The 23,640-nt window shown below is 73.0% G+C and carries 22 protein-coding genes and 1 pseudogene; 10 read left to right on the forward strand and 13 right to left on the reverse strand.

Features of this window, described 5'->3' with window-relative positions; all coding sequences use genetic code 11:
- Positions 1–120: 120 nt before the first annotated feature.
- The 10 genes from QMZ92_RS00005 to QMZ92_RS00050 form a co-directional block, all read right to left on the reverse strand.
- A complete protein-coding gene (locus tag QMZ92_RS00005) occupies positions 121–1,398 on the reverse strand; it encodes an MCE family protein (RefSeq protein ID WP_283295113.1) in 1,278 nt (425 codons plus the stop codon).
- Positions 1,395–2,687, reverse strand: coding sequence for an MCE family protein (locus tag QMZ92_RS00010; protein WP_283295114.1), 1,293 nt, complete (start codon positions 2,685–2,687; stop codon positions 1,395–1,397). The genes QMZ92_RS00005 and QMZ92_RS00010 overlap by 4 nt, the downstream gene beginning before the upstream one ends.
- A complete protein-coding gene (locus tag QMZ92_RS00015) occupies positions 2,684–3,841 on the reverse strand; it encodes an MCE family protein (RefSeq protein WP_283295115.1) in 1,158 nt (385 codons plus the stop codon). The genes QMZ92_RS00010 and QMZ92_RS00015 overlap by 4 nt, the downstream gene beginning before the upstream one ends.
- Before the next feature lie 47 nt (positions 3,842–3,888).
- The gene (locus QMZ92_RS00020) at positions 3,889–4,869 is read right to left on the reverse strand and encodes an MCE family protein (protein ID WP_283295116.1); all 981 of its coding nucleotides are present in this window, start codon (positions 4,867–4,869) and stop codon (positions 3,889–3,891) included.
- A 20-nt stretch (positions 4,870–4,889) separates the two neighbouring features.
- Positions 4,890–5,933: an MCE family protein gene (locus QMZ92_RS00025; protein ID WP_283295117.1), complete on the reverse strand. Its 1,044-nt coding sequence runs from the start codon at positions 5,931–5,933 to the stop codon at positions 4,890–4,892.
- Positions 5,930–7,168, reverse strand: a complete 1,239-nt coding sequence (locus QMZ92_RS00030; RefSeq protein WP_283295118.1) for an MCE family protein — start codon at positions 7,166–7,168, stop codon at positions 5,930–5,932. Before QMZ92_RS00030 ends, QMZ92_RS00025 begins: the two co-directional genes overlap by 4 nt.
- Positions 7,169–7,173: 5 nt before the next feature.
- A complete protein-coding gene (locus tag QMZ92_RS00035) occupies positions 7,174–8,001 on the reverse strand; it encodes an MlaE family ABC transporter permease (protein ID WP_283295119.1) in 828 nt (275 codons plus the stop codon).
- A 2-nt stretch (positions 8,002–8,003) separates the two neighbouring features.
- Positions 8,004–8,774, reverse strand: a complete 771-nt coding sequence (locus QMZ92_RS00040; protein WP_138052342.1) for an MlaE family ABC transporter permease — start codon at positions 8,772–8,774, stop codon at positions 8,004–8,006.
- Positions 8,771–9,721 (reverse strand): ABC transporter ATP-binding protein, encoded by a 951-nt coding sequence (locus tag QMZ92_RS00045; RefSeq protein ID WP_283295307.1) that lies wholly within the window; start codon positions 9,719–9,721, stop codon positions 8,771–8,773. The genes QMZ92_RS00040 and QMZ92_RS00045 overlap by 4 nt, the downstream gene beginning before the upstream one ends.
- Before the next feature lie 243 nt (positions 9,722–9,964).
- Entirely contained in the window at positions 9,965–11,092 is a 1,128-nt protein-coding gene (locus QMZ92_RS00050; RefSeq protein WP_283295120.1) for an RNA polymerase sigma factor, read from the reverse strand.
- Positions 11,093–11,431: 339 nt separating this feature from the next.
- Here QMZ92_RS00050 and QMZ92_RS00055 point away from each other — a divergent pair, with 339 nt between their 5' ends.
- From QMZ92_RS00055 to QMZ92_RS00085, 7 genes and pseudogenes are all read left to right on the forward strand, one after another.
- A complete protein-coding gene (locus QMZ92_RS00055; protein ID WP_138052340.1) occupies positions 11,432–11,731 on the forward strand; it encodes a YkoF family thiamine-binding protein in 300 nt (99 codons plus the stop codon).
- Positions 11,728–12,105 carry a helix-turn-helix domain-containing protein gene (locus tag QMZ92_RS00060; protein ID WP_283295121.1) on the forward strand — a complete coding sequence of 126 codons (378 nt, stop codon included), beginning with the start codon at positions 11,728–11,730 and terminating at the stop codon, positions 12,103–12,105. The genes QMZ92_RS00055 and QMZ92_RS00060 overlap by 4 nt, the downstream gene beginning before the upstream one ends.
- Before the next feature lie 155 nt (positions 12,106–12,260).
- A complete protein-coding gene (uraD, locus tag QMZ92_RS00065; RefSeq protein WP_283295122.1) occupies positions 12,261–12,773 on the forward strand; it encodes a 2-oxo-4-hydroxy-4-carboxy-5-ureidoimidazoline decarboxylase in 513 nt (170 codons plus the stop codon).
- Positions 12,770–13,159 carry a hydroxyisourate hydrolase gene (uraH, locus tag QMZ92_RS00070; RefSeq protein WP_138052338.1) on the forward strand — a complete coding sequence of 130 codons (390 nt, stop codon included), beginning with the start codon at positions 12,770–12,772 and terminating at the stop codon, positions 13,157–13,159. The genes uraD and uraH overlap by 4 nt, the downstream gene beginning before the upstream one ends.
- A gap of 6 nt (positions 13,160–13,165) precedes the next feature.
- Positions 13,166–14,113, forward strand: coding sequence for a factor-independent urate hydroxylase (gene pucL, locus QMZ92_RS00075; RefSeq protein ID WP_283295123.1), 948 nt, complete (start codon positions 13,166–13,168; stop codon positions 14,111–14,113).
- Between the two features lie 295 nt (positions 14,114–14,408).
- A complete protein-coding gene (locus QMZ92_RS00080; RefSeq protein ID WP_138052336.1) occupies positions 14,409–15,800 on the forward strand; it encodes an 8-oxoguanine deaminase in 1,392 nt (463 codons plus the stop codon).
- Between the two features lie 224 nt (positions 15,801–16,024).
- A pseudogene (locus QMZ92_RS00085) lies at positions 16,025–16,707 on the forward strand (solute carrier family 23 protein); the annotation flags it as partial.
- Between the two features lie 199 nt (positions 16,708–16,906).
- Here the strand turns inward: QMZ92_RS00085 and QMZ92_RS00090 are convergent.
- Positions 16,907–17,524 carry a TIGR03086 family metal-binding protein gene (locus QMZ92_RS00090; protein ID WP_283295124.1) on the reverse strand — a complete coding sequence of 206 codons (618 nt, stop codon included), beginning with the start codon at positions 17,522–17,524 and terminating at the stop codon, positions 16,907–16,909.
- A gap of 261 nt (positions 17,525–17,785) precedes the next feature.
- Between QMZ92_RS00090 and QMZ92_RS00095 the strand changes: the two genes are divergently transcribed.
- The 3 genes from QMZ92_RS00095 to QMZ92_RS00105 all read left to right on the forward strand — a co-directional run bounded on the left by QMZ92_RS00095 (position 17,786) and on the right by QMZ92_RS00105 (position 21,390).
- A complete protein-coding gene (locus QMZ92_RS00095) occupies positions 17,786–19,948 on the forward strand; it encodes a hypothetical protein (protein ID WP_283295125.1) in 2,163 nt (720 codons plus the stop codon).
- A gap of 9 nt (positions 19,949–19,957) precedes the next feature.
- Positions 19,958–20,305 (forward strand): Rdx family protein, encoded by a 348-nt coding sequence (locus QMZ92_RS00100; RefSeq protein WP_283295126.1) that lies wholly within the window; start codon positions 19,958–19,960, stop codon positions 20,303–20,305.
- A 110-nt stretch (positions 20,306–20,415) separates the two neighbouring features.
- Entirely contained in the window at positions 20,416–21,390 is a 975-nt protein-coding gene (locus QMZ92_RS00105) for a fibronectin type III domain-containing protein (RefSeq protein ID WP_502961959.1), read from the forward strand.
- Positions 21,391–21,652: 262 nt separating this feature from the next.
- On the opposite strand, the gene QMZ92_RS00110 is transcribed toward QMZ92_RS00105, so the two are convergent.
- Together QMZ92_RS00110 and QMZ92_RS00115 are read right to left on the reverse strand one after the other, a co-directional pair.
- Positions 21,653–22,507, reverse strand: coding sequence for a glutaminyl-peptide cyclotransferase (locus QMZ92_RS00110; protein ID WP_283295127.1), 855 nt, complete (start codon positions 22,505–22,507; stop codon positions 21,653–21,655).
- 208 nt (positions 22,508–22,715) lie between these two features.
- Complete coding sequence (locus QMZ92_RS00115; protein WP_283295128.1) at positions 22,716–23,630, reverse strand: LPXTG cell wall anchor domain-containing protein; 915 nt, start codon at positions 23,628–23,630, stop codon at positions 22,716–22,718.
- Positions 23,631–23,640 lie beyond the last annotated feature (10 nt).

Here is a 23,640-nt window from a genome sequence, read left to right on the forward strand (position 1 = left end):
TGCCGGCCGCCGTGCCGGCCGCCGTGCCGGCCGCCGGGCCAGTGTCCGCGCCGCCAGCAGCGGGCGTGGAGGCGCGTTGCCCGCCGTGCCCGCCGCCCGCGCCCTCCGCCGCCATGTCCGTCATGCCATCGGTCCCACGAGCAGCCATTGCCATGACTCCTTTCCGAACACGCTCCGTTCGCCGCCCGTCGAGCCGATCTCGACGAGCGTTCCGTCCGGGCCGGCGGCTGTGCCGGTCTCCGGGTCGTAGGGGGTGACGTACGCGGCCGGGTCCGCGCCGCCGCCGGAAGGCCCCGACGGGCCGGGTGCGTTCTGCGCACCGCGGACCGAGGTGGGTCCGCCGCGCGGGGCCGTGCAGCGCGCCGCCGTGTTCGCGGGCCGCTCCCGGGTGTCCGAGGGGTCGCGCCGCTGGGTGCCGTAGCCCTGCCGGCACGCCGGCGGGTCGTCGGCGTTCGCCACCATCCCGAAGTGGGTGGTGCCGTCTCCGGGGATCACCGTCCAACTGCCCGCCACCACCACGGGGAAGGTGACCAGGGCCTGTTCCACACCGGGGAGCCGGACCACCGCGATCTGGCCGCCGCTGATCAGGTTTCCCAGCAGGACGGGCAGATGCGGCCGGGTCTCCGACAGCAGCGAGTCGACCTCCTGCGCGGCGGGAGCCCCGGCGCCGACGAGCCGGCGGATGTCACCGTCGGAGGACTTCAGCTCCGCGGTCAGCGCCGCGAGGTCCCGTGAGAAGGACCGGATGGCCGAGCCCTGTTCGGCCTGTGTGCCGAGCACCTTCCGGGAGTCCTCGATCAGGGCGATCGTCTGCGGCAGCGACGCGGACGCCGCCTCGACCAGGCTGTTGCCGGAGTCCACCAGCCTGCTCAGCTCCGGACCGGTGCCCGCGAACGCCTTGCCGAGTTCGTCGACCGTGATCCGCAGGTCCTCTTTGCCGACGGAGTTCACCAGCCGGTCCAGGCTCAGGACGACGTCGGTGGTGGGCAGCGGCACCCGGGTGTCGGAGCGGGCTATGACGTCGCCCTCGCGGAGGTACGGGCCGCCCGTGCCGCGGGGCTGCAGGTCGACGTACTGCTCGCCGACCGCCGAACGGTTCGCCACGACCGCCACGGTGTCCGCCGGGATCCGGGCACCGTCCTCGATGTCCAGGTCCACCGAGACGCCGTCCCGCCCGGTCAGCCGCAGCTCCCCGACGCGGCCCACGGGCACGCCCCGGTAGGTGACCTCCGAGCCCCGGAAGACGCCGCCCGAGTCGGCGAGGTCGGCCCGTACGGTGTAGCCGCGGTCGAGGACGGCGTCCACCAGGCCCGTGTAGCGGGCCCCGACGTACGACACACCGATCGCGGTGACCGCGGCGAAGGCCGCGAGCTGGATCCTGACCGTTCGTGTGATCACGGCTGCATCCCCTTCAGCATCAGCTCCGCGAGGGCGAGATCGATCCCCGGTGGAGGTCCGCCGCCGTTGTCGCCCCCGTACGACGCCTGACTGCCCGCGCACACCGGCGGGCACAGTCCGCCGCCGGGAGGTGGGGGAACGGCGGGCCCGCCGGGCCCGTCCGGAAGGGCGGTGGACTCCGGGACACCGGGGACGTCCGGGACGTCGGGGACGCCGGGGAGTTCCGGCGGGTCCGGTACGCCGGGCACCCCGGGCCGGTCCGGTCCGCCACCGTCGGGCTGCGACGGCCCGTCGGCCAGATTGCCGTAGACCGAGGCGAGGTCGAGATCGGCGGTGATCTTCAGGTTGACGTAGTCGCCGTGGATCGCGTCGACGGCGTTGCGCGGGAACGGATACGTCGTCAGCAGTTCCAGGGCGTTGGGCAGATCGGCTCCCGCCGCGTTGAGCTGCTCCAGGATCGGCCGCAGGCTCTTCAGGTTGGCCACGGTGTCGTCCCGCGACGCGTTGATCACACGGCTGCCGGTCCTGCCCAGTTTCGACAGCGACGTGAGCATGGCCGTGAGGCTGCGCCGCTGGTCGGCCAGGACCTTCAGGGCCGGAGGCACCGTGTCGAGGGCCCCCGCGATCGTCTTCTTCTCCTGTGCCAGCCGTTCGGCGAGCCGGTCGATGCCGGCCAGCGCCCGGACGATCTCCCTGCGCCGGCCGTCGAGACCGCCGATGAAGGTGTCCAGCTCCGTCAGCAGGGACCTGACCCGGTTCTCCCGGCCCTCCAATGCCTTGTTGAGCTCGGTGGTGATGGTCTTCAGCTGGGCGACCCCGCCGCCGTTGAGCAGCGCCGACAGCGCGGACAGCACCTCCTCGATCTCCGGATTGCGGCCGCTGCGGGACAGCGGGATCCGGGCGCCGTCCTTCAGCCGGCCCGCCGGGGCGGCGTCCACGGGCGCTGACAGCGACACGTACTTCTCGCCGAGCATGCTGGTCTGTCGCAGCTCGGCGATCGCGTTGGCGGGCAGCGCAACCGAGTCCGCGACGCGCAGCCGGACCCGGGCGTGCCAGCCGTCCAGTTCGACCTTCTCGACCGCGCCGACGGTGACGTCGTTCACCTTCACCGCCGACTGGGGCACCAGGTCGAGCACGTCCCTGAACTCGACGGTCACCCGGTAGGCGTTGCCGTCGGCCGCGGCACCGCCGGGCAGTGCGACGTCGTACAGACCGCTGAACTCACAGCCCGTCAGCAGCAGCGAACCGGCCGCCGCCCAGGCCGCCGTCCCCGTGCGCAGCGTCCTCATGCGCGGGCCCCCAGGATTCCGCCGAGCGTACGGTCGACCTGGCCCGTCCCGGACACGGCCCGGGTGCCGGCCGGCCCGAGCTCCGGCAGCGAGCCGAACAGCTTCCGCAGGTCCGCGCAGTCCTCGGCCCCGGCCTCCCCGGTCGTCCGCAGCAGCGAGCAGAGCAGCGCGGCCGGGTCCTGCGGCCGGTCCGGGTTGTTGCGGGTGTCGAGCGTCCCGGCGGACGGGTTGTAGGCGTTCTGCAGGTTGGACAGCCCGGCGGGGGCGACCTCCAGCAGCTCCGCGAGCGCGGCGCGCTGGGTGACCAGCACCTTGGTGACCTTGCTCAGCCCTTCCACGTTCGATGCCAGCGACCGCTTGTTCGCCCGGACGAAGTCGGAGACGTCGGCGAGCGCCGCGCCCAGGTGCCGCAGCGCCGCCGCGAGGTCCTTGCGCTCCGCGGCGAGCTGTCCGGCCACCTTCGCGAGGCTGTCGTTGAAGGACCGGACGTTCTTGTCGTCGGCGGCCAGCGCCGCCGTGAACACCTGGAGGTTGCGCACGGTCGAGAACAGGTCCTGCCGTCCGTCCGACAGGGTCGTCACCGCCCGGGAGAGGTCCTCCACGGACCGGTGGATCGCACCGCCCTGCCCCTGGAGGTTGTCCGCGCTCACGCCCAGCAGCCGCGACAGCGCGCCGTCGCCGTTGGCACCGCGCGGACCGAGCGCCTCCGACGTCGTGTGCAGACTGTCGAAGACCCGGTCCAGCTCCACCGGTACGGCCGTGCGCCGTTCTGGGATGACGTCCCCGCCGCGCATCACCGGGCCGCCCCGGTACACGGGCAGCAGCTGCACGTAACGGTCGCTGACCACGGACGAGTTGATGATCGCGGCCCGGGCCCCGGCGGGCACCTTCCGCCCGGCGTCGTACTCGAGGACCACCCGCACCCGGCGGCCCTCCGGCGTGATCTCCGCGACCTCGCCGATCCGGACCCCGAGCACCCGGACGTCCGAGCCCGGGTAGATGCCGACGGTCCGCGGGAAGAACGCGGTGACGCGGACCGGGTCCTTGCGCGGCCACAGTGCCACCGCGCACGCCGCGACCAGCGCGAGGGCGGTCACCAGCGCCGCCCCCCGCAGCAGCGTCGTGCGCGGCGGACGTACACGCCGTACAGCCATGCGCGGCACACGTATGCGCGGCACACGTATGCGTGACAGGGACGCTTTCACGAGGGACCTCCCGTCCGCGGGACCACCGGAGCGGCGACCAGGTTCTGGATGTAGCTGTCGAACCAGCGGCCGTTGCCGAGGGTGTTGGCGAAGACGCGCACATACGGCGCGAGCAGCCGCACGCTGCGGTCGAGGGCGGCCTGGTTGCGTTCGAGCATGCCGACGACCTGGTTCAGGCCCTTCAGCGCGGGCCCGATCTCCCTGCGGTTGTCCTCGACCAGCCCCGACAGCTGGATCCCGAGCGCCGCGGAACTTTTGAGCAGGGCGTGGATCGCCGCTCGCCGCCGGGAGATCTCCTGGAACAGCGCGTCGCCGTCCTTGACCAGGGCGGAGAACTCGCGGGAGCGCTCGGCGAGGACCGCGCTCACCCCGCCGGCGTGGTCGAGCAGTTCCCGCAGCGCCCGGTCGCGGGAGGCGACCGTGCGGGAGATCCGCGAGAGGCCCTTCACGGACTCCCGCACCTCGGCGGGGGAGTCCTCGAAGGTGGTGGAGATCGTCTCCAGGGCCGCGGCCAGCCGCTCGGTGTCGACCTTCTCGGTGGTCGTGGTCAGATCGCTGAAGGCCGTCACGACGTCATAGGCGGGCGTGGTCCGGTTCAGCGGGATCTCGCTGCCCGGCCTCAGCTGCCCCGGGCCCTCGGGCCTCAGGGCCAGGTACTTGGCACCCAGGATCGTCTTGACGCGGATGGCCGCACCGGTCCGGGTGCCGAGGCCCGGCTCCCCCCTGACCCGGAAGACCACCTTGACGTGGTCCCCGTCCAGGTCCACCTCGTCGACCTTGCCCACCTTCACCCCGGCGACCCGGACCTCGTCTCCGGGCTTGAGCCCGCCGGCCTCCGAGAACGCGGCGCTGTAGGTCTCGCCGTCGCCGATCAGCGGCAGGTCGTCGGCGTTGAACGCGGCGACGGCCAGCAGCGCGAGCGCGGTGAGGCCGGCCGCGCCGATCGTCACGGGGTTCCGGTCCCGGAACGGGATCATGCGTGTCCTCCGTCGTCCCTTCATGCGCACCTCGCCCGGGCGACGTGGAGTTCGGGGGTGATGACCTCCCGGGTCCTCGGCAGCACCACGCGGCCGTCGAAGTCGCAGAGGTAGAAGTTGAACCATGAGCCGTACGAGGCGGTCCTCGTGAGCTTGTCGAGCTTGCCCGGCAGCCGTTTCAGCACGCCCTCCACGGTCTTCTCGTTGTCGTTCAGCGTCCCGGTCAGCTCCCGCAGCTCCGCGATGTCGTCGCGCAGCGGCGGGCGGGCGTCCTCCAGCAGGCCGGCGGTGGCCTCCGTCAGGCCGTTGATGTTCACCAGCGACTCGCCGATCGGCCTGCGGTCGGCGGAGAGACCGGAGACCAGCCGCTGGAGCTGCTTGACCAGCCCGGAGAACCGGGCACCGCGCCTGTCGAGGGTCGCCAGCACCGTGTTGAGGTTGTCGATCACCGAGCCGATCAGCTCGTCGCGGTCGGCGAGGGTGCTGGTGAGCGAGGCGGTGTGCGCGAGCAGGCTGTTCACGGTGCCGCCCTCGCCCTGGAGCGTCCTGACGATCCCGGTGGCGAGCCGGTTCACGTCCTTCGGGCTGAGGGCGGCGAACAGCGGCTTGAACCCGCCCAGCAGAGCGTTCAGATCGAGCGCGGGCTGGGTGCGGGAGAGGGGGATCCGGCTCCCCGGCGGCAGCGTCGCGCCGTCGCCCGGGCCCTCCGTCAGCGCGATGTACCGCGAGCCGACCAGATTGCGATAGCGGATCACGGCACCCGTGCCGGTGAGCAGCGGGCGCTTCTCGGCCACGGTGAACGTGACCTCCGCCAGGGTCCGGTTCCTGATGCCGATCTCCCGGACCTCGCCCACCCGCACGCCGGCGACGCGGATGTCGTCGCCCTCCTCCAGGCCGGTGACATCGCTGAACACCGCCCGGTAGGTGTGCTCCGGAGTGAAGGAGACGGTGGCGATGGTGGTGGCGAGCAGCGCCGTCGCGAGCACCGTCACCACCGCGAAGAGACCGAACTTGATCAGCGGCGAGGCGGTCTCCCCGGCCCGCCGCAGGGACGCGGCCCTCATACGACGCTCACCGCCGTCCCGCGGGCCATCGGGCCGAACAGCAGGGTGGCCACTGCGGGAACCTCGTCCGCGGGTACGCCCAGGACCGGTGCCACGAGCGATCCGACGGCACGCTGCTCGGCCCCGGTCGCGGACACCCGCCGTCCCGCCGCGCCGGCCGGCGCGATCCGGGCGGTGCCGTCGTCCAGCTTCACGTCCGGTGCCGGGACAAGCGGCCGGGGCATGCCCCGGCAGTCGGGGCCCGAGCGCTCCCCCCACCGGGGCTCCTCGCCCGGCCGGTACCCCGGCCGGGGGCGGACGAATTCGAGGGTGATGTGCATCTTTCCGCCTCTGAAGGTCTGTTCCGACGCGGCCTCCTGCCTCACCAGACCGTCGAGCAGGCAGGGGTACTCGGGCGAGTAGCGGGCGAACAGGGCCAGCGTGGGCCGCGAGACACGGCCCAGGGTGATCAGCCGCTCCCCGTTCGCGTCGAGGAACGCGTCCGCGGTGCCCGCGACCCCGGCCGTCGAGGTGAACAGGGCGGCCAGCTGCTCCCGTTTCTCCACGACGGTCCGGCTGGTGGTGAGGGTGTTGCGCAGGATCCTCATCAGGTCCGGTGCGGCGTCCCCGTACACCTCGGCGACGTCCGCGAACCGCGAGATGTCCTCCTGCAGCGACGGCAGATGGGGGTTGAGCCGGCGCAGATAGCCCTCGACCCGGGTCAGGTTGTCGCCGATCCGTTCGCCGCGGCCCTCCAGTGCGGTGGAGAACGCCGAGAGGGTGGCGTTGAGTTCGGCGGGGCGGACCGCGCGCAGCAGCGGCAGCAGATCGTTCATCAGCTGCTGCACCTCGATACCGGCCGCGGTGCGGTCCTGGGTGATGACGTCCCCGGCGCGGATCGTCCGCGCCGGAGGGCCGCCGGGGTCCACCAGGTCGACGTACTTCTCGCCGAACAGCGTCTTGGGCAGCAGCCGGGCCCGGACGTCGGCCGGGATGCGGGAGACGTGCTCCGGGTCCAGGGCGAGGTCGAGCGTCGCCTTCTCCCCGTCGGCCCGTACCCCGCGCACCTCGCCGACCAGCAGTCCGCGCAGTTTCACATCGGCCTGCGGCTCCAGCTGGTTGCCGAGGGCGCCGGTCTCCAGCGTGACCCCGACGACGGGGGTGAACGCCTTCCGGTACACGGCCACGGACAGTGACAGCAGCAGGGCGAGCACGGCGATGAAGACGATTCCGTGGATCCGCAGTCGGACGCGCATCGGCACTACCCCGCAATCCGTACGGTCGTGCTGGCGCCCCAGATCGCCAGGCTGAGGAAGAAGTCCAGGACGTTGACGGCGACGATCGAGGTGCGCACCGCTCGGCCGACCGCGACGCCGACCCCGGCCGGGCCGCCGTTCGCGTGGTAGCCGTAGTAGCAGTGCACCAGGATGATCACGACGGCGAAGACGATCACCTTGCCGAACGACCAGAGCACGTCGACCGGCGGCAGGTACTGCTGGAAGTAGTGGTCGTAGGTGCCGGCCGACTGGCCGTGGTAACCGGTCGTGATCGTCCGGGCGGCGAAGTACGAGGACAGCAGCCCGACCACGTAGAGCGGGACGACGGCGACGAACCCGGCGATCATCCGGGTCGTCACCAGGAACGGCAGCGACGGGACGCCCATCACCTCCAGCGCGTCGGTCTCCTCGCTGATCCTCATCGCTCCGAGCTGGGCGGTGAAGCCGGCCCCGACGGTCGCGGACAGCGCCAGCCCCGCCACCAGCGGGGCGATCTCCCGTGTGTTGAAGTAGGCGGAGAGGAACGCGACGAAGTTGGAGGTGCCCAGCTGGTTGAGCGCCGCGTACCCCTGGAGGCCCACCTCGGTGCCGGTGAAGAAGGACAGGAACGCGATCACCCCCACGGTCCCGCCGACGACGGCGAGCGCGCCGCGGCCGAAGCTGACCTCGGCCAGCAGCCGCAGGACCTCCTTCTTGTAACGGCGGAGGGTGCGCCCGGTCCAGGCCAGCGAGCGCCCGTAGAAGGACAGCTGGGCGCCCAGCTCCTCCAGGGAACGCAGCGGTCGTCCCACGAGACGGTCGATCAGCGCCACGGTCAGCCCTTCTGCGGAACGACTTGGAAGTACACGGCGGTCATCACGAAGTTCGTGACGAACAGCAACATGAAGGTGATGACCACCGACTGGTTCACCGCGTCGCCCACGCCCTTCGGGCCGCCCTTGGCCGTCAGCCCCTTGTACGAGGCGACGATCGCCGCGATCGCCCCGAACACCAGGGCCTTCAGCTCGGCCGCCCACAGGTCGGACAGCTGGGCGAGTGTGGTGAACGAGGCGAGATAGGCCCCGGGAGTGCCGTTCTGCAGGACGACATTGAAGAAGTAGCCGCCCGCGACCCCGACCACCGACACCAGGCCGTTGAGCAGCACCGCGACGACCATCGAGGCCAGCACCCGGGGAACGACCAGGCGGTGGATCGGGTCGATGCCCAGCACCTGCATCGCGTCGATTTCCTCGCGGATCCTGCGGGCGCCGAGGTCCGCGCAGATCGCGGTGCCGCCGGCGCCCGCGATCAGCAGCGCCGTCACGATGGGCGACGCCTCCCTCAGCACGGCGAGCACCGAGGCCGCGCCCGAGAAGGACTGGGCGCCGAGCTGCCGGGTCAGACTGCCGATCTGCAGCGCGATGACCGCGCCGAAGGGGATGGACACCAGAGCCGTCGGCAGGATCGTCACACTGGCGATGAACCAGGCCTGCTGGATGAACTCCCGTACCTGGAAGGGCCGCCGGGGGAGCGTCCTCAGGACGTCCAGGGCCAACGCGAACAGGCTGCCGGAGTGCCGCAGGGCTCCGGTGGGGGAGAGGCTCACGTCCCCGCCACCTCCTTGCGGCCGTGCCGTTCCGCCTCGCGCCGAGCGATGGCCTCCCAGCGGGGCGGGCGGGTGATGCCGGGGCTCGGAAGCAGGCGGGGAGTGACCACGCGGGCGTCGCCGCCGTCGCCGGCCGCCGCGCCCCGGTCCAACTGCGCGAGTTCCAGCTCGACCTGGGCGGCGTCCTTCTCCTCCGCCATCCCGATCGGCCCCTGCATCCTGCCGTGGAGGAACTGCCGTACGACGGGCTCGTCACTGTTCAGCAGCCGCTCGCGGGGCCCGAACACCACCAACTCCCGCCGGAACAGCAGACCGATGTTGTCCGGGACCTGGCGGGCGGAGGCGATGTCATGGGTGACGATGAGGAAGGTGGCGTCGATCTGCGCGTTGAGGTCGACGATCAGCTGGTTGAGATAGGCCACCCGCACCGGGTCGAGTCCCGAGTCCGGCTCGTCGAACAGGATGATCTCCGGGTCGAGCACCAGGGCGCGCGCCAGCCCGGCGCGCTTGCGCATCCCTCCCGAGATCTCGCCGGGCAGCTTCTCCTCGGCGCCGATCAGACCGACCATCTCCATCTTCTCGAGGACGGTCCGCCGGATCTCCGCCTCGGACCGGCGGGTGTGCTCGCGCAGCGGGAAGGCGATGTTGTCGTACAGGTTCATCGACCCGAACAGCGCGCCGTCCTGGAAGAGGACGCCGAACAGCTTCCGCACCTCGTACAGGTCGTGCTCGCGGAGCCGGGTGATGTCCCGGTCCGCGATCCGCACCGACCCGCGGTCGGGCCTGAGCAGCCCGACGAGGGTCTTGAGGAACACCGACTTCCCCGTGCCCGAGGGGCCGAGCATGACCGAGATCTCCCCGGCGGGCAGAGTCAGCGACACGTCCTGCCAGATGACCTGATGGCCGAAGGACTTGGTCAGTCCCTCCACACGGATCTCGACACCCATCCGGTACACCCTCCAGCCGTTGAGCAGCTCCGACACCTGCTCTACGGGGAGGGGCGGGGCGTCCGTCGCGGAGAGGACCGACTTTTTTCGGCGAGGGTCGGCCGGTGCGGTCGGTCACACCCGTGCACCGGGAGGGTGTCGGCTCGGACGGGCCCGGCGCGCCTGCCGCGCGGCCGGTGCGGATCGGCGTGGGCGGGTGCGCACCCGGGGCCCGTGGGTGCGGACGGGGGTGCGTCCCGCGGCTCAGGGCGAGGGCGCGTCCCCCGGAGCCGACGGGGTGGACGGCGGCTCGGACGACACGGTGCGGGACGGACCGGACCCGCCCGGTGCGGGGTCCCCGGAGACGGCGGTCCGCGGCAGGGCGGGTGCGTCGCGGACGGTGGTGTCCTCGGCGGCCGTCGGGTCGGGCAGCGCCGGGATCCCGGAGACCTCCGGAGACCCGGGCACGTCGGGCACATCCGGTACCGACGGCACCGCGGGCGGGGGCACCGGCGGCAGCGAGGGCAGCGCCGGGTCCGGCAGGGGCAGCGGCACGGACGGACCGCCGGGCGTCCGCGTCGCACCCGCGGAGGAAGCGGCCGCGGGGCCGGCGGAGGGAGCCGGCCCGTCGGTGCCCCGGTTCCGGTCGTCGCCGGCCGGCCACTCGTCGGCGGTCTCGGACGTGGCGGGGCGACGTCCCGGCCCGTCCCCGTCGTCGGCGAACGGCACGACGAAACCGGCGACGGCCAGGGTCGCCGCGGCCGACGCCGCGACCACCGGATGAGCGTGGCTCCCCGTCCGGGGCCTGCGCCCCAGCAGCCACAGCGCCAGTCCCAGCGTGCCCGCGAGCGACGCCCGCAGCGTCCGCCGGGCCCGGGCCAGCAGTGATTCCACCGTCCGGTAGCTCAGCCCCATTTCCCGGGCGACCTCCCCGACGTCGAGGTCCTCGGACTTCAGCCGCAGGGCCTCCGCCTGGCGTGCGGGCAGCTCTCCGCTGCGCACGGCCAGCCACCTGGCCTCGGCCCGGTCGCACACGACCTCGTCGAGCGGCGCGGGCCGCGGCACCACCAGCCGCGGGCTACTGCGCACCTCCGCCTCCCGGCTGACCTGCCGGTACCGGTCGACGCACAGCCGCATCGTCACCGTCGTCAGCCACGCCCCCAGCCGCTCGTCGTCGAGGTGGGGGTTCTCGGCCGCCCGCAGCATCGCCTCGTGCACGGCGTCCTCGGCGTCCTCCGGGCTCATCGACCGCCGGCGCGCCACCTTGAGCAGGTCCTCGCGATGGCTCCAGGCACGCTGCCAGCGCTCCTGCGCCGCCCGCTCCTCGGGCCCGCCGGACGCCGCCCCGTCCTGCGGCCCGCCCGAATGCGGTGTGTGCGTCTCCGTCGCCATGAGGGCCCCTTCACGCTCGCCCCGCCGGTCCCGTCCTGCCCGGCGCGGGGTGACATTACCGCCGGGTATCGGGGCTTGTGGAGGGGGCTGCGCGCATCGAGTCCCGACCGTTGCCCACCAGCGGATCCGTGCCGGCGGGCGTTCCGCCGCGGCCGGGACGGATCCGGGAAGGGGGCGCGGCAACCGGCGTGGGCGACGGGTGCGGCGGCACCCTCCTACCGGCTCGCACTCGCCCGTCCGCGGCACCGGCGCCGCCGCGGGCGGCGGACCTCGCGCCGAGGCGATCGCGTTTCCCGCACCGCCCGAGGACGCCGGCGTGCGCGGGCTTAACGTTGGGGCATGCGATTGCGAGTGGAGTTCACGACGGAACCCTTCGACCTCGACGAGGCCCCGGTCCATGCACTGGTCGCCCGCGAGGTCATCCAGGCGGCCCACCTGGACGCCGTGGACGTGGGCCCCTTCGGCAACACGGCCGAGGGTGGGGCGGACGCCGTGCTCACCGCGGTCGACTCGCTGTTGCGCCGGGCACTGGGGGCAGGCGCCACCCGGGTCTCGCTGCAGGTCAACGTGATCGGGGAGCAGGACGCCGCCCCGGCGGTCCGCGACGGCGCGGACGAGGACGAGGAGGGGGAGCAGTGACCGAGCCCGGAGACCACCCTCTGGTCGAAGCGGTGAAACCGCTGGTGGACGCGATGGGCGCGGAGATACTCCGCCCCGACCAGGCCCAGCCGGACGATGTCGTCCTCTCCTGGGACGATGCCGAGGTGCTGGCCGTCCGGCTGCCGCAGCTGTCCGACTCGCTGGACCACATCCTGGCCGCCATGGAGCGCCGCTACGGCATGCCGCTGTCGGCTCTCGACCGCAAGGTGAAGCAGTCGGTCGTCCGGACGCTGGAGGCACGCGGAGCCTTCTCCGTACGGCACGGGGTGGAGACGGTGGCGAGCGCGCTCGGGGTCAGCCGGTTCACCGTCTACAACTACCTGAACCGGGAGAATGCCGCTCGGGGTGAGTAGCCGGGCACTCCGCGTACACGGCCGCCGTCCATATGTCGGGACGGCGGCTTTTCCGTCCAGGAAATTTCAACAAAGTGTTGACGGGCTGTCCGGGGAAGGCGTTAGCTATCCGCAGCCCGTCCGACGCACCTTGCAGAACAGCCACGGAGGCTCCCGTGTCTTCGACTTCCGTACCGGGCCTCACCCGGTTCAACACCTCGACGGACAGCGAGGCCCAGGCCGTGCTGCACGAGGTGTGCGCCAGCTCGGCCTGGGGCGGCGAACTCCTCGCCCGGCGCCCCTACGCCACCGTCGAGGCCCTCCTCGCGGCCAGCGACGCCGCCATGGCGGAGCTGACCGCCGAGGACCTGGCCGAAGCGATGGCGGGGCACCCGCCGATCGGCCGGCCGAAGCCCGGGGACCCGACCTCCTCCCGCGAGCAGAGCGGGATGGCCGGTGCCTCCGAGGAGCTCAGAGCCGAAATGCTCGAACTCAACCTGGCCTACCAGGACAAGTTCGGCCATGTCTTCCTGATCTGCGCCACCGGCCGTACCGGTGAGCAGATGAGGGACGCCGTCCGGGAGCGGATCGACCACTCGCCCGAGCAGGAGCGGGAGATCGTCCGCGCCGAACTGGGGAAGATCAACCGGATCCGGCTCACCCGTCTCGTGGAGGAAGAGAGCGTATGAGCACCGAGACAACGGCGTCCGTGTCCACCCACATCCTGGACACGAGCAGGGGCCGCCCCGCCGAGGGCGTCGCCGTCTCCCTGTCGGCCCGCGAGGGTTCCGGCGGCGGGTGGACGGCACTCGGCGGATCCGCGACCGACGCGGACGGCCGGTGCAAGGACCTGCCGGCACTGCCGGAGGGCACGACCCACGTACGGCTCGACTTCGAGACCGAGTCGTACTTCGCGAAGAAGCAAGCCGAGGCCCAGCAGGACGCCCCCGCGAATCGGGACAGCGGTGCGTTCTTCCCGGAGGTGGCGATCACGTTCGCCGTCGTGCCGGGCGAGCACTACCACGTACCGCTGCTGCTCAACCCGTTCGGCTACTCCGTTTACCGAGGGAGCTAGCAGACAATGACAGCCACATCCCGACCCGGCCGCCCCGTACTCCTGGGACAGAACCAGTACGGCAAGGCCGAGAACCGCGTCGTGAAGATCACGCGGGACGGCGACACCCACCACATCAAGGACCTGAACGTCTCGGTCGCGCTCTCCGGCGACATGGAGGACGTCCACTACTCCGGTTCGAACGCCAACGTGCTCCCGACCGACACCACCAAGAACACGGTGTACGCGTTCGCCAAGGAGCACGGCATCGAGTCCGCCGAGCAGTTCGGCATCCACCTCGCCCGCCACTTCGTGACCTCGCAGGAGCCGATCCACCGCGCGCGCATCCGCATCGAGGAGTACGCCTGGGAGCGCATCGCGACCTCCGACGCCAACTCCAAGTTCATCGGCGCCGACGAGGTCAGGCACTCCTTCGTCCGCCAGGGCCAGGAGACCCGCCTCACCCAGATCACCTACGACGGGAAGTCGTGGGAGGTCGTCTCCGGCCTGAAGGACCTGGTCGTGATGAACTCGACGAACTCCGAGTTCTGGGGCTACGTCAAGGACAAGTACACGACCCTCCGGGAGGCGTACGACCGCATCCTGGCCACGGAGGTCTCCGGCCGCTGGCGGTTCAACTGGACCGACGACGAGCAGAAGGCGCCCAACTGGGACAAGTCCTACGAGCAGGTGAAGAAGCACATGCTCCACGCCTTCGCCGAGACCTACTCCCTCTCGCTGCAGCAGACGCTGTACCAGATGGGCGCGCGCATCATCAACAACCGCGCGGAGATCGACGAGGTCCGCTTCTCCCTGCCGAACAAGCACCACTTCCTCGTCGACCTGGAGCCGTTCGGGCTCAAGAACGACAACGAGGTCTACTTCGCCGCCGACCGTCCCTACGGGCTCATCGAGGCGACGGTCCTGCGGGACGGCGCCGAGGCGCGGATCCCGGTCGACCTGACCAACCTCTGACCGCCGCCCCGGCCGCCCGTCGACACGGCCGCGGCGGTCGGAGAGCCGCCCGTCGGACGGGACCGGCCGCGGCCCCGTCCGTCCGTCCGTCCGGACGGACGGACGGGGCGGTACCGGGCACGAGGGAACAGGTGGTTTCCTTGACACGTGCACGTGGGGCGGACACGCCCGCGCCGGTCCCGCCCACCCGGTCCTCCCACCCTTTCGGCACCCACGGCCCCCGGGCCGTGGCACTCAAATCCTCCAGGGTCCTGCCGTGCCCGCACCGCCACTGAAAGTCAAAGGACGCACCGCCATGGCAGCATCGGCAGCAGCCCCGCGCATCGTCATCGAGAACTGCTCGATCGCGACCGTGGACGCCGACGACACCGAGTACGCCTCCGGCCACATCGTCGTCGCCGGCAACCGCATCGAGTCGGTCGGTCCGGGCAGGGCCCCCGAGAACCTGGAGAACGTGGTCCGACGCGTTGACGGCACCGGCCACCTCGCCACCCCCGGCCTGGTCAACACGCACCACCACTTCTACCAGTGGATCACCCGCGGCCTCGCCACCGACCACAACCTGTTCGACTGGCTCGTCGCGCTCTACCCGACCTGGGCCCGCATCGACGAGCAGATGGCGTACTCCGCCGCGCAGGGCTCCCTGGCGATGATGGCCCGCGGCGGCGTCACCACCGCGATGGACCACCACTACGTCTTCCCGAAGGGCTCCGGCGATCTTTCCGGCGCCATCATCCGGGCCGCGTCCGAGATGGGTGTCCGGTTCACCCTGGCCCGGGGCTCCATGGACCGCAGCGAGAAGGACGGCGGTCTGCCGCCGGACTTCGCCGTCGAGACCCTCGAGGGAGCCCTGGCCGCCACCGAGGAGACCATCGACGCGCACCACGACGCCTCCTTCGACGCGATGACGCAGATCGCGGTCGCCCCCTGCTCCCCGTTCTCGGTCTCCACCGAACTGCTCAAGCAGGGCGCCGAGCTGGCCCGCCGCAAGGGCGTACGCCTCCACACCCACGGCAGCGAGACCGTGGAGGAGGAGAAGTTCTGCCACGAGCTCTTCGGCATGGGCCCGACCGACTACTTCGAGTCGACCGGCTGGCTCGGCGAGGACGTGTGGATGGCGCACTGCGTCCACATGAACGACTCCGACATCGAGGCGTTCGCCCGGACGAAGACCGGTGTCGCCCACTGCCCCTCGTCCAACGCCCGGCTCGCCGCCGGTATCGCCCGCGTACCCGACATGCTGAAGGCCGGTGTCCCCGTCGGCCTCGGCGTCGACGGCACCGCGTCCAACGAGTCCGGCGAACTGCACACCGAACTGCGCAACGCGCTGCTCGTCAACCGCCTCAACCCGGTGCACCGCGAAGCCGCGCTGAATGCGCGTCAGGCGCTGCGCCTGGGCACCTACGGCGGCGCGCGGGTTCTCGGCCGCGCCTCGCAGATCGGCTCCCTGGAGCCGGGCAAGCTCGCCGACCTGGTCCTCTGGAAGCTGGACACCCTCGCCCACGCCTCCATCGCCGACCCGGTGGCCGCCCTCGTCCTCGGCGCGGCGGCCCCGGTCACGCTCTCCCTCGTCGGCGGTGAGCCGGTCGTCGAGAACGGCCGGCTGCTCAGGGCCGACGAGGACGCCATCGCCCGCTCCACGCGGGACGAGGCCCAGCGCCTCGCGCGGATCGCCGCGCAGGCCTGACACCCCCGGTAGTCCGGTCGAGGGGGACGGCCCTCGACCGGCGGGCCGCGGACCCGAGCGGGGTCCGCGGCAGCCGCCGCCGGGAGGTTGTGTGCCGAGAACACGGCACACACCTCCCGGCGACGGTGAACTCTCTCGTGCCGGCATCCCTCGGTACTTCTCCACAGGCGCACCTCACAGCAACAGCACCTGCATCACGCACCACTTCTGACCTCCCTGACACCCACGTCGGAGCCGACGTGTTGTTCGAGCTCGCCGCGATCGTCTCCATGTGCATCGTGATGCTCGTCTGCATGACCGAGTCCACCGCGGACACACTGGCCCTCGGCAGGATCGTGGACCGGCCGGCCGACGAGCGGACCATCGAGGGCGGACTGCGCGCCGACACCCTCGGTAGCGCGAGCAGCCCGCTCTTCGACGGCTTCATGCGCAGCGCCTTCGCGCAGAACATCGGCCTGGTCGCGATGACGAAGGTCCGCAGCCGCCATGTGGTGGCCGCCGGCGGCATCCTGATCCTGCTGGGGCTCTGTCCCGTCGCGGCCTCCGTCATCGCCCTCGTCCCGCTGCCGGTCCTCGGCGGCGCGGGCATCGTCCTCTTCGTCCTCTTCGGTTCGGTCGCCGCCGGCGGCATCCAGACGCTGGCCGCGGCCGCACTGGAGAAGGGCGAGAACGCGCTGATCGTGGCGTGTCCTCCGTGGGCATCGGGCTGATCCCGATCGCGGCGCCGGAGTTGTGCCACGCCTTCCCGAAGGACCTGCTGGTGGTGCTCGACTCCGGCATCTCGACCGGCTGCGTGGTCGCCATCGTGCTCAACCTGGCCGTCAACCACCTCGGCACCGGGACGCGCACCGGCGACGCGTCACCGGCCGAGGCGGAACGGGTGCCGGATCCGGTCCCGGTGCACTGAGGGACCCGCCGTGCTGGGCACGGCGACGGCGTGCTGCGGGCCGTCGCCGTGCGTGTCCGGGGCTCCCCGTCCGCGGCGGCCCGACGGCGACGCGGGGCGCGTACGGCAGACCGGGCCGCCGGACCCGCTGACCGCCGTGCCCACGTCCGTTCCGCCCCGGGCCACCGGCCGGGGCCGGCCGTGGGCGAAGTGACCCGCCTCAGTCCCCCGGACGCCAGTCCGGCCGGCGGCCGCTGAGGCCGATGACCCGGTCGAGCAGCGTGGCGTCGTCCGGCACCTGGACCACGGGGCCGAACATGCCGCCGCGGCCTCCGTCGTCCGCGGCCGGGGCCAGCAGGCCGTAGGACACCCGCAGGGCGGCCTCGTCCGGCGCGTAGTCCCGGCCGGTGGCGCGCGCCAGGTCCCAACCGTGGACGAGCAGCTCGTTGAGGGCGACCCTCCCCGCGACGGCGGCCGGGAAGACGATCCCGCCCGCCCGGGTGTCGCCGTCCCACGCCCCGGGGTCGCGCCAGGCGTTCACCAGTTCGTCCAGCAGCCTCGGCAGCTCCGAGCGCCAGTCGCCCCCCAGGACCCACTCCACGGTTCCCGGGTCGACGGCGGTCGACGGCCCGAAGTCCTTGCGGGCGGCGTCCCGGAAGGCCGCGGAGAGCCCGACGACATGGGCGAGCAGTTCCCGTACGGCGTACTTCGGGCACGGGGTCGGCTCCCCGAGGCTCGCGTCCGTCACCCCCTCGGCCAGGCGTGCCACGGCGGTGGCCACCGGACCGAGGTCCGGCGTGCCGGTCCTGTTCGTACCGTTCGTGCTGTTGGTCTCCATGACGGTGCAGACGTCCCGGCCGGCCGGAACTCATCGGCCGGGAGCCGCGCGGGTCCGGGAGGGCCCGTACGGCCGGGAGCCGCACGGGCCGGGCACGTCTCGGTGCGGCCCGGAGCCAGCGGGGCCCGCGCGGTCACGTAGGGCCGTGCGGCCCGCACGGGACCGCGAGTGCCGCGCTCCGGCGGCCGTCCCTCGCCCGAACGGGCCATCCTCCGCACGGGCAAGCGCCTCTGCCCCGGTCAACGCCCATACGCTCCCCAGGTGACCCGTACCACTGCCCTGAACACCGGCCTCGACGCATTCCTCACCTGGGCGGAGACGGAGCGGAAGACCGCCCTGCCGCCCCGCCCCGCGGACGCGGTACTGACCCTGCTGGCGCTGCACGGCGCGGACCGCCGCGCGGGTGTACCCGAGCCGACGCCCGAGCTGGTGCGCCGGGTCCTCGTCGAGGACCTGCCGCTGCTGCTGTGGGCGAGCCCGGACGAGGCCGCCGCCGTCCCGTCCGTGCTCACCGCGCTCGCGGACCGCGTACGCGACGCGGGCCGGCTGAACGCCAAGCGCCATGCGCGCGTCCTCACCGCGGCCGGCGACGCCGTACCGGAGTTCGTCCGGGCCCTGGGCGACCCCCGCAACCTGACCTGGCCCCGCTGGTACGCGTCGCTGCTGCGGGCGGACGGCGTCGAGGCGGACGACCCCGAGGCGGTACGCGCCTGGCTCGCCGCGCTCGACTCGGCACCTCACGCGGAGCGGCCGGGGCTCCCCGAACCCCTGCACCGCTCGGACGTCACCGCGGCCACCTTCGCGGCCCGCATCCGGCTCACCGACGCCCTGCTGGCCGCCTTCGCCCACGACGTCGAAGGACCCTCACCGGCGGGGCCGCTGCTGCCCACGACTCCCGCCCTGGAGGCCGCCCGCCCCGAGGAGGCGCTCACGTCCGAACTGGAGGCGCTGGCGGTGGACCTGACCGACCGCTGGACGGCGGCGGGCCTCGCCGAGGCGCTCTCGGGACCGTACGAGGGCCTCGCCCCCGGGCCCGAGGCCCTGCCGCACGTCGTCCTCGCCGACCGCTTCCTCGACGAACACCTCGACCACCACGGCGACTCCGCCACTCCGCTGCCCCCGCCCGCCGCCGTGCCCGGCCCCGGTGAGATCCGGACGCTGCTGCACGCGGCCCCGCTGCCCGCGGCACTGGCGGCCGGGAGCGACGACGTCCGCGACCTGGCCGAGCAGTGCGGCTTCCCCGGACCGGCCGAGGCCGTCTGGACCGGCGGCACGCCGCAGGAACTCGTCGAACTCGGGGCCGACGTGCTCGCCGCAGTCGTGGAGCGCATCGCCGCCGGCTCCGACCCGGACCGCGCCGCCGACGAGGAGTACGCACTCGACGCCGCGCACGTCCTCTACGGGCTGTACGCGCGGGGCGGCACCCCGGAGTCCGTGGCCCGCAAGGCGTCGGGCCACACCGACCTGACCGTCCCGCCCGACCTGGAGGACGCCCCGGCCGTCGTCCCCGCCTCGGCCCCGCCCGGGTACGAGACGCCGCCGCTCGCCGAACTGTCCGGAGTACTCGGCATTCCCGGTCTCACCGAGGACGACCGCGCGGCGGTCGACGGCCCGGCCCGCGCGCTCGCCGCCGTGGTGGACGCACTGACCCGTACCGGCTGCGTCTTCCGCACCGGCGACGCCTACGGTCTCACCCCGCTCGGCAACGCCGTCGTCCGCCACGTCCTCGCCGTGGGCCACGTCGCCGCCCCCGACGAGCACGAACTCGTCTCCTGGGACGCGGCACGCACCGTCACCGCCGTCCAGTACTGGCCGCCGGCCGTCGCCGCCACGGCGGTCACCGCGTGGACGACGGCACGTGGCGCCACCGACGCGGCGTGGAGCGAGCTGCTGGACGCCGTCTCCGCGGCCAAGTCCGCCGACTTCCACCGCACGCTGACGACGGCCCTGTTCGACCGGCTGGACCGGGCGGGCATCCCCGACGGACCCCTGCGGGCCGCGCTCACCGACCCCGTCACCGGTGCCCACGCCCACCGGCTTCTCCACTCCCGGGGCGAACCCGCGGACGAGGGCCTCGTGCCCCTCACCGCGCGGGCCACGCTCCTGCTGGAGGAGCTGGACGCCTGCTGGGCGGCGGACATGCGGACCTTCGTGGCCGCCGCCGACGCGGACCGCGCCCCCGAGCCCGCTCCCACCGCCCTGGTCGAGGCATTCGACGAGGCCGCCGCCGGCTGGCCGGGCGGTGCCCCGTCCTTGCTGACGGCACTGGCGGAGAGCGACCCTGCGGGCGCGGCCCGCGTCCTGGAGGACCTGCGGGGACGCCACCCGGACGGCAGGGTGGCAGACTTGGCGGCGCACGCCGCGAAGACGGCGAGGGCGACCGTGAAGCGGTCCGCGGCGCGCCGCCGCGGCACGGGAAGGTGAGGGCGCCGGATGTCCGCGGCAGACGAGGTGCCGGAACTCGGGCCGGAGCGGGAAACGGCAGGCCACCGGCTGCAGATCGAGTACTGCACCCAGTGCCGCTGGCTGCCCCGCGCCGTATGGCTGGCCCAGGAACTCCTCGGCACCTTCGACCGCACCGAGCTCACCGAGGTGGCGCTGAAGCCGGGCATCGGGGGCGTGCTCGTGGTGCGGGTCGACGGAGAGGTCGTCTGGGACCGCCGTGAGCAGGGGTTCCCCGAGCCGACCGCCGTGAAGCGGGCCGTCAGGGACGTGGTCGCGCCTGGCAGGACGCTGGGCCACAGCGAACGTCAGGACCCCGTGGGCGGCTCTCCCTCCTGACTCCCGGGCATCTCCGTCCGCCCGCCCCCGTGCCCTCCGCCCTCTTGCCGGGCGCGGCCGGACTGTGCGATACAGGTCTGGACCAATGCCCGGCGGACGGAGGCAGCCCGGTGCGACGACCCCTGCTCTTCCCCGTGCTGACGTGTACGTGCGTGCTGCTCGTCGCGGCATGCGGCGGTGGCGCCGGGGCCGCGGACACCCGCAGTCCCTCCGTGCCGAGCGGCGTCACCGTCCAGGCGAGCAGCGCGACCTCGGTGCACGTCATGTGGGAGCACTCCACGGACGACACCGGCGTCAGCGGCTACGAGGTCTACCGCGCCGGCACGAAGGCCGCGTCCCTCCCGGCGGCCACGCGCATGACCGACATCGACGGCCTCACCCCTTCCACCCCGTACGCGTTCACCGTCCGCGCCCTCGACACCGCAGGCAACGCTTCGGCACACAGTGCCCCGGTCCGCGTCACCACGCTCGAACCCGCCGTCGAGGACCGGCGCCCGCCCGGCCGCCCGGGAGTCCTCCGGGGCCGAGCCGACGGGAGTCGTGCGGTCACCCTGTCCTGGGGTGCCTCGGCCGACGACCGGGGAGTGACGGCGTACGACGTCTACCAGGCGGACTCCCGTATCCACAGCGTGCCCGGAACCGCCACCACGGCCCGGGTCACCGGTCTGCGTCCGGGCACGGTCTACACGTTCACCGTCCGCGCCCGGGACGCGGCCGACAACTCCTCGCCGGACAGCGCCCCGCTCGACCTGACGACCGCCGGGGCACCGGGCGCGGGCCCGGGAACGGCACCCACCGGGCTCACCGCGGCCATCCGGCGCACCGCCCCCTCCGTCCACACGGTCGAGCTGACCTGGACCCCGCCGGCGACGGGCGGGCCGGTCCGGGAGCACCAGCTCTTCCTCGACGGCACCCTCGCCACGACGATCGTCTGGGGCGCCGAACCTCCGCCCGGCCCCGTGAAGTACACCCTCACCGTGACCGACCCGCCGGGCACCCGCCACTCGCTGAAGCTGCGTGCCAGGCTCCCGGACGGCGATTGGGGGGACTTCTCGGCCCAGCGGACGGTGGTGGTGGGGGACTGAGGCGGGTCCGGGGAGCCGGCCCGGACCGTGTCCGCACCGTGAACGGTCCCGGTGAGGACCGGCACGGACACGTCGCCGTCGGTTCCGTCCCCGGTCGCCCCGGGGCGCCGTTGCCCCGGGCGCGGGCAGCCGGAGCGCGGGCAGCCGGAGCGCGGGCAGCGTCCGTCGACACCCATCGCGGTGGTCCCGTCGTCCACCGCGACCACCGGCCACCCGTCGACGGCCGCCGGACCAAGCGGAACGACACCTGCCGGGATCCGGCTCAGGGAGTCCGCCGTGCGGCGCCGTCCCTGTGCGGGGCGGGCACGAACCGCACCCGGAACGTCTTCGGCCACCACTTGCCGGTCAGCAGGAACTGATCGGTTCCCGGGACGGCCGCGATCCCGTTGAGGACGTCCGCGTGCCGCCGCTCGGCCGCGCCGATCAGGCCGTTCGCGGAGATCTCCCCCGTCACACGGCCGGTGCCGGCGTCGATCCGCACGATCCGGTCGGTGGGCCAGACGTTGGCGTACACGAGGTCGCCGACGCACTCCAGTTCGTTGAGCCGGTTCACCCGCCGCCCGTCGAGGGTGACGACGACCGAGCCCTTCCTCCCGAGGGTCCCGGGGTCCCGGAAGACGAGGCGGGCGGAGCCGTCGCTCGTCACCAGGCGGCCGTGGCGCGGCTGGTGGCACACTCCCCAGCCCTCGCCGTCGTACGGAACCCGGCGGAGCTCGGCGAGAGTCCTTGCGTCGCGCTCGATCGCGACACCGTCGCGCCAGGTGAGCTGCCACAGGGTCCGGCCCACGATGGTGATCCCCTCACCGAACAGCGGTGCCGGCAGTCGCACACGCCGGGTGGGCGCGGCACCCGGCGGGCCCCATCCGATCGTCGAACGGCCGGAGACACCCGTGCTCTCGTAGAGCACGCCGCGGGCCATCTCCAGGCCCTGGGTGAAGGCCTCCGGGTCGTGCGGCAGGGTCCCGACGACCTCGACCCGCAGACGCTCGACCGTTGTCGCCGCCCGGCCCTGCGCCGGACCCCGTCCGCCGGCACCGCCGTCCGCCGTACAGGAAGGTGCCAGGGCCCCGGCGGCGAGGGCCAGGACGACCACAGGGGTCACGAAAGCGACGCGCATGCCCCGCACCCTCGCACGACGCCGCTGCCCCCGCCGCTGTCCCTCCACCGGCTCACCGGGGGATTCGCCCCCGTGACGCACTCCCCCGCCGTGATCCTGTGCGGCGGCCCGGGCCGCGATTCCCACACGGGAGAGCTCCCGGACAGCGAGGACGCTGCCGGGAGCTCTCCCGTACCGCGATGGTGCCGTTGTGCCGGTGGCCGGCCCGTCAGCCCCGCTGGGAGGCGTTGCGCCGGCGCTTCGCGACGACCAACGCGCCGCCGCCGAGCAGCAGCAGACCGCCGGTCGCGGTCAGCAGTGCGACCGTTCCGTCGGACGAGCCGGTGTCGGCCAGCGAGGGTCCCGAGTCCTTGTCGTCGTCCCCGTCGTCCCCGTCGTCGTCGTGGTCGCGGCCGTCGCGGTCGTCGTAGTCGTCGTGGTCGCGGCCGTCGTGGTCACGGCCGTCGCGGCCGTCGTGGTCGTCGCTGCCGTGGCGTCCGTGGTCGTCGTCACCGCTGCCGGGGCGCCCGTGGTCGCCGTCACCGGGGCGTCCGTGGTCGTCGTCGCCGTCACCGGGGCGCCCGTGGTCGTCGTCGCCGTCGCCGTCGCCGTCTGCGTCGATGGTCACCCGAACGGTGAGGACGAGCTCGGACTCCGCGCCGGCCAGCTGGAAGTAGTAGGCGCCTTCCGGCGTCCCCGCGGGGACGGTGAACGTCGAGTCCACGACTCCGCTCCCGTCGGCTGTCCACGTACCTACCGTCACGACGGGACGGTCGTCACCGCCGCCGACCGACGACGTGGGTGACGGGCTGGGCTTGGGGCTGGACTTGGGGTCGGCCGCAGTGAAGGACTGCGGGACCGCCGCGGAGCGGCCCAGCGCGGCAGCACCGCCGGGTCCGCCGGCGCCGCCACCACCGCCGACCGGTACGAGACGACCGGTGGTCTGCTCGTTCGGCTGGAAGCCCCGCCCGAGGAAGTCGACCACCTGTCCGGTCTCCAGGACCAGGTCCACGTCCTCGACGGTCAGATTGGGGGCGGGCGGGTACTGCGCGAATGCCGGCTGGGCCGCGATCAACGGGGCTGCGGCAACAAGGCTTGCGGCAGCGGCGGCCACGACGAGTCGCCGTACGGAGCGTCTGGGCATGGTTTCGGGC

This window comes from Streptomyces sp. HNM0645 (assembly GCF_030056615.1).
Taxonomy (GTDB): Bacteria; Actinomycetota; Actinomycetes; order Streptomycetales; family Streptomycetaceae; genus Streptomyces; species Streptomyces marianii.

What these genes read in the sequence shown, in the direction of transcription:
- QMZ92_RS00010 (WP_283295114.1), bottom strand. Translation starts at nt 2,687, where the DNA reads ATGAGGACGCTGCGCACGGGGACGGCGGCCTGGGCGGCGGCCGGTTCG.
- QMZ92_RS00015 (WP_283295115.1), bottom strand. Translation starts at nt 3,841, where the DNA reads ATGGCTGTACGGCGTGTACGTCCGCCGCGCACGACGCTGCTGCGGGGG.
- QMZ92_RS00020 (WP_283295116.1), bottom strand. Translation starts at nt 4,869, where the DNA reads ATGATCCCGTTCCGGGACCGGAACCCCGTGACGATCGGCGCGGCCGGC.
- QMZ92_RS00025 (WP_283295117.1), bottom strand. Translation starts at nt 5,933, where the DNA reads ATGAGGGCCGCGTCCCTGCGGCGGGCCGGGGAGACCGCCTCGCCGCTG.
- QMZ92_RS00030 (WP_283295118.1), bottom strand. Translation starts at nt 7,168, where the DNA reads ATGCGCGTCCGACTGCGGATCCACGGAATCGTCTTCATCGCCGTGCTC.
- QMZ92_RS00045 (WP_283295307.1), bottom strand. Translation starts at nt 9,721, where the DNA reads ATGGGTGTCGAGATCCGTGTGGAGGGACTGACCAAGTCCTTCGGCCAT.
- QMZ92_RS00050 (WP_283295120.1), bottom strand. Translation starts at nt 11,092, where the DNA reads ATGGCGACGGAGACGCACACACCGCATTCGGGCGGGCCGCAGGACGGG.
- QMZ92_RS00055 (WP_138052340.1), top strand. Translation starts at nt 11,432, where the DNA reads ATGCGATTGCGAGTGGAGTTCACGACGGAACCCTTCGACCTCGACGAG.
- uraH (WP_138052338.1), top strand. Translation starts at nt 12,770, where the DNA reads ATGAGCACCGAGACAACGGCGTCCGTGTCCACCCACATCCTGGACACG.
- pucL (WP_283295123.1), top strand. Translation starts at nt 13,166, where the DNA reads ATGACAGCCACATCCCGACCCGGCCGCCCCGTACTCCTGGGACAGAAC.
- QMZ92_RS00080 (WP_138052336.1), top strand. Translation starts at nt 14,409, where the DNA reads ATGGCAGCATCGGCAGCAGCCCCGCGCATCGTCATCGAGAACTGCTCG.
- QMZ92_RS00090 (WP_283295124.1), bottom strand. Translation starts at nt 17,524, where the DNA reads ATGGAGACCAACAGCACGAACGGTACGAACAGGACCGGCACGCCGGAC.
- QMZ92_RS00100 (WP_283295126.1), top strand. Translation starts at nt 19,958, where the DNA reads ATGTCCGCGGCAGACGAGGTGCCGGAACTCGGGCCGGAGCGGGAAACG.
- QMZ92_RS00110 (WP_283295127.1), bottom strand. Translation starts at nt 22,507, where the DNA reads ATGCGCGTCGCTTTCGTGACCCCTGTGGTCGTCCTGGCCCTCGCCGCC.
- QMZ92_RS00115 (WP_283295128.1), bottom strand. Translation starts at nt 23,630, where the DNA reads ATGCCCAGACGCTCCGTACGGCGACTCGTCGTGGCCGCCGCTGCCGCA.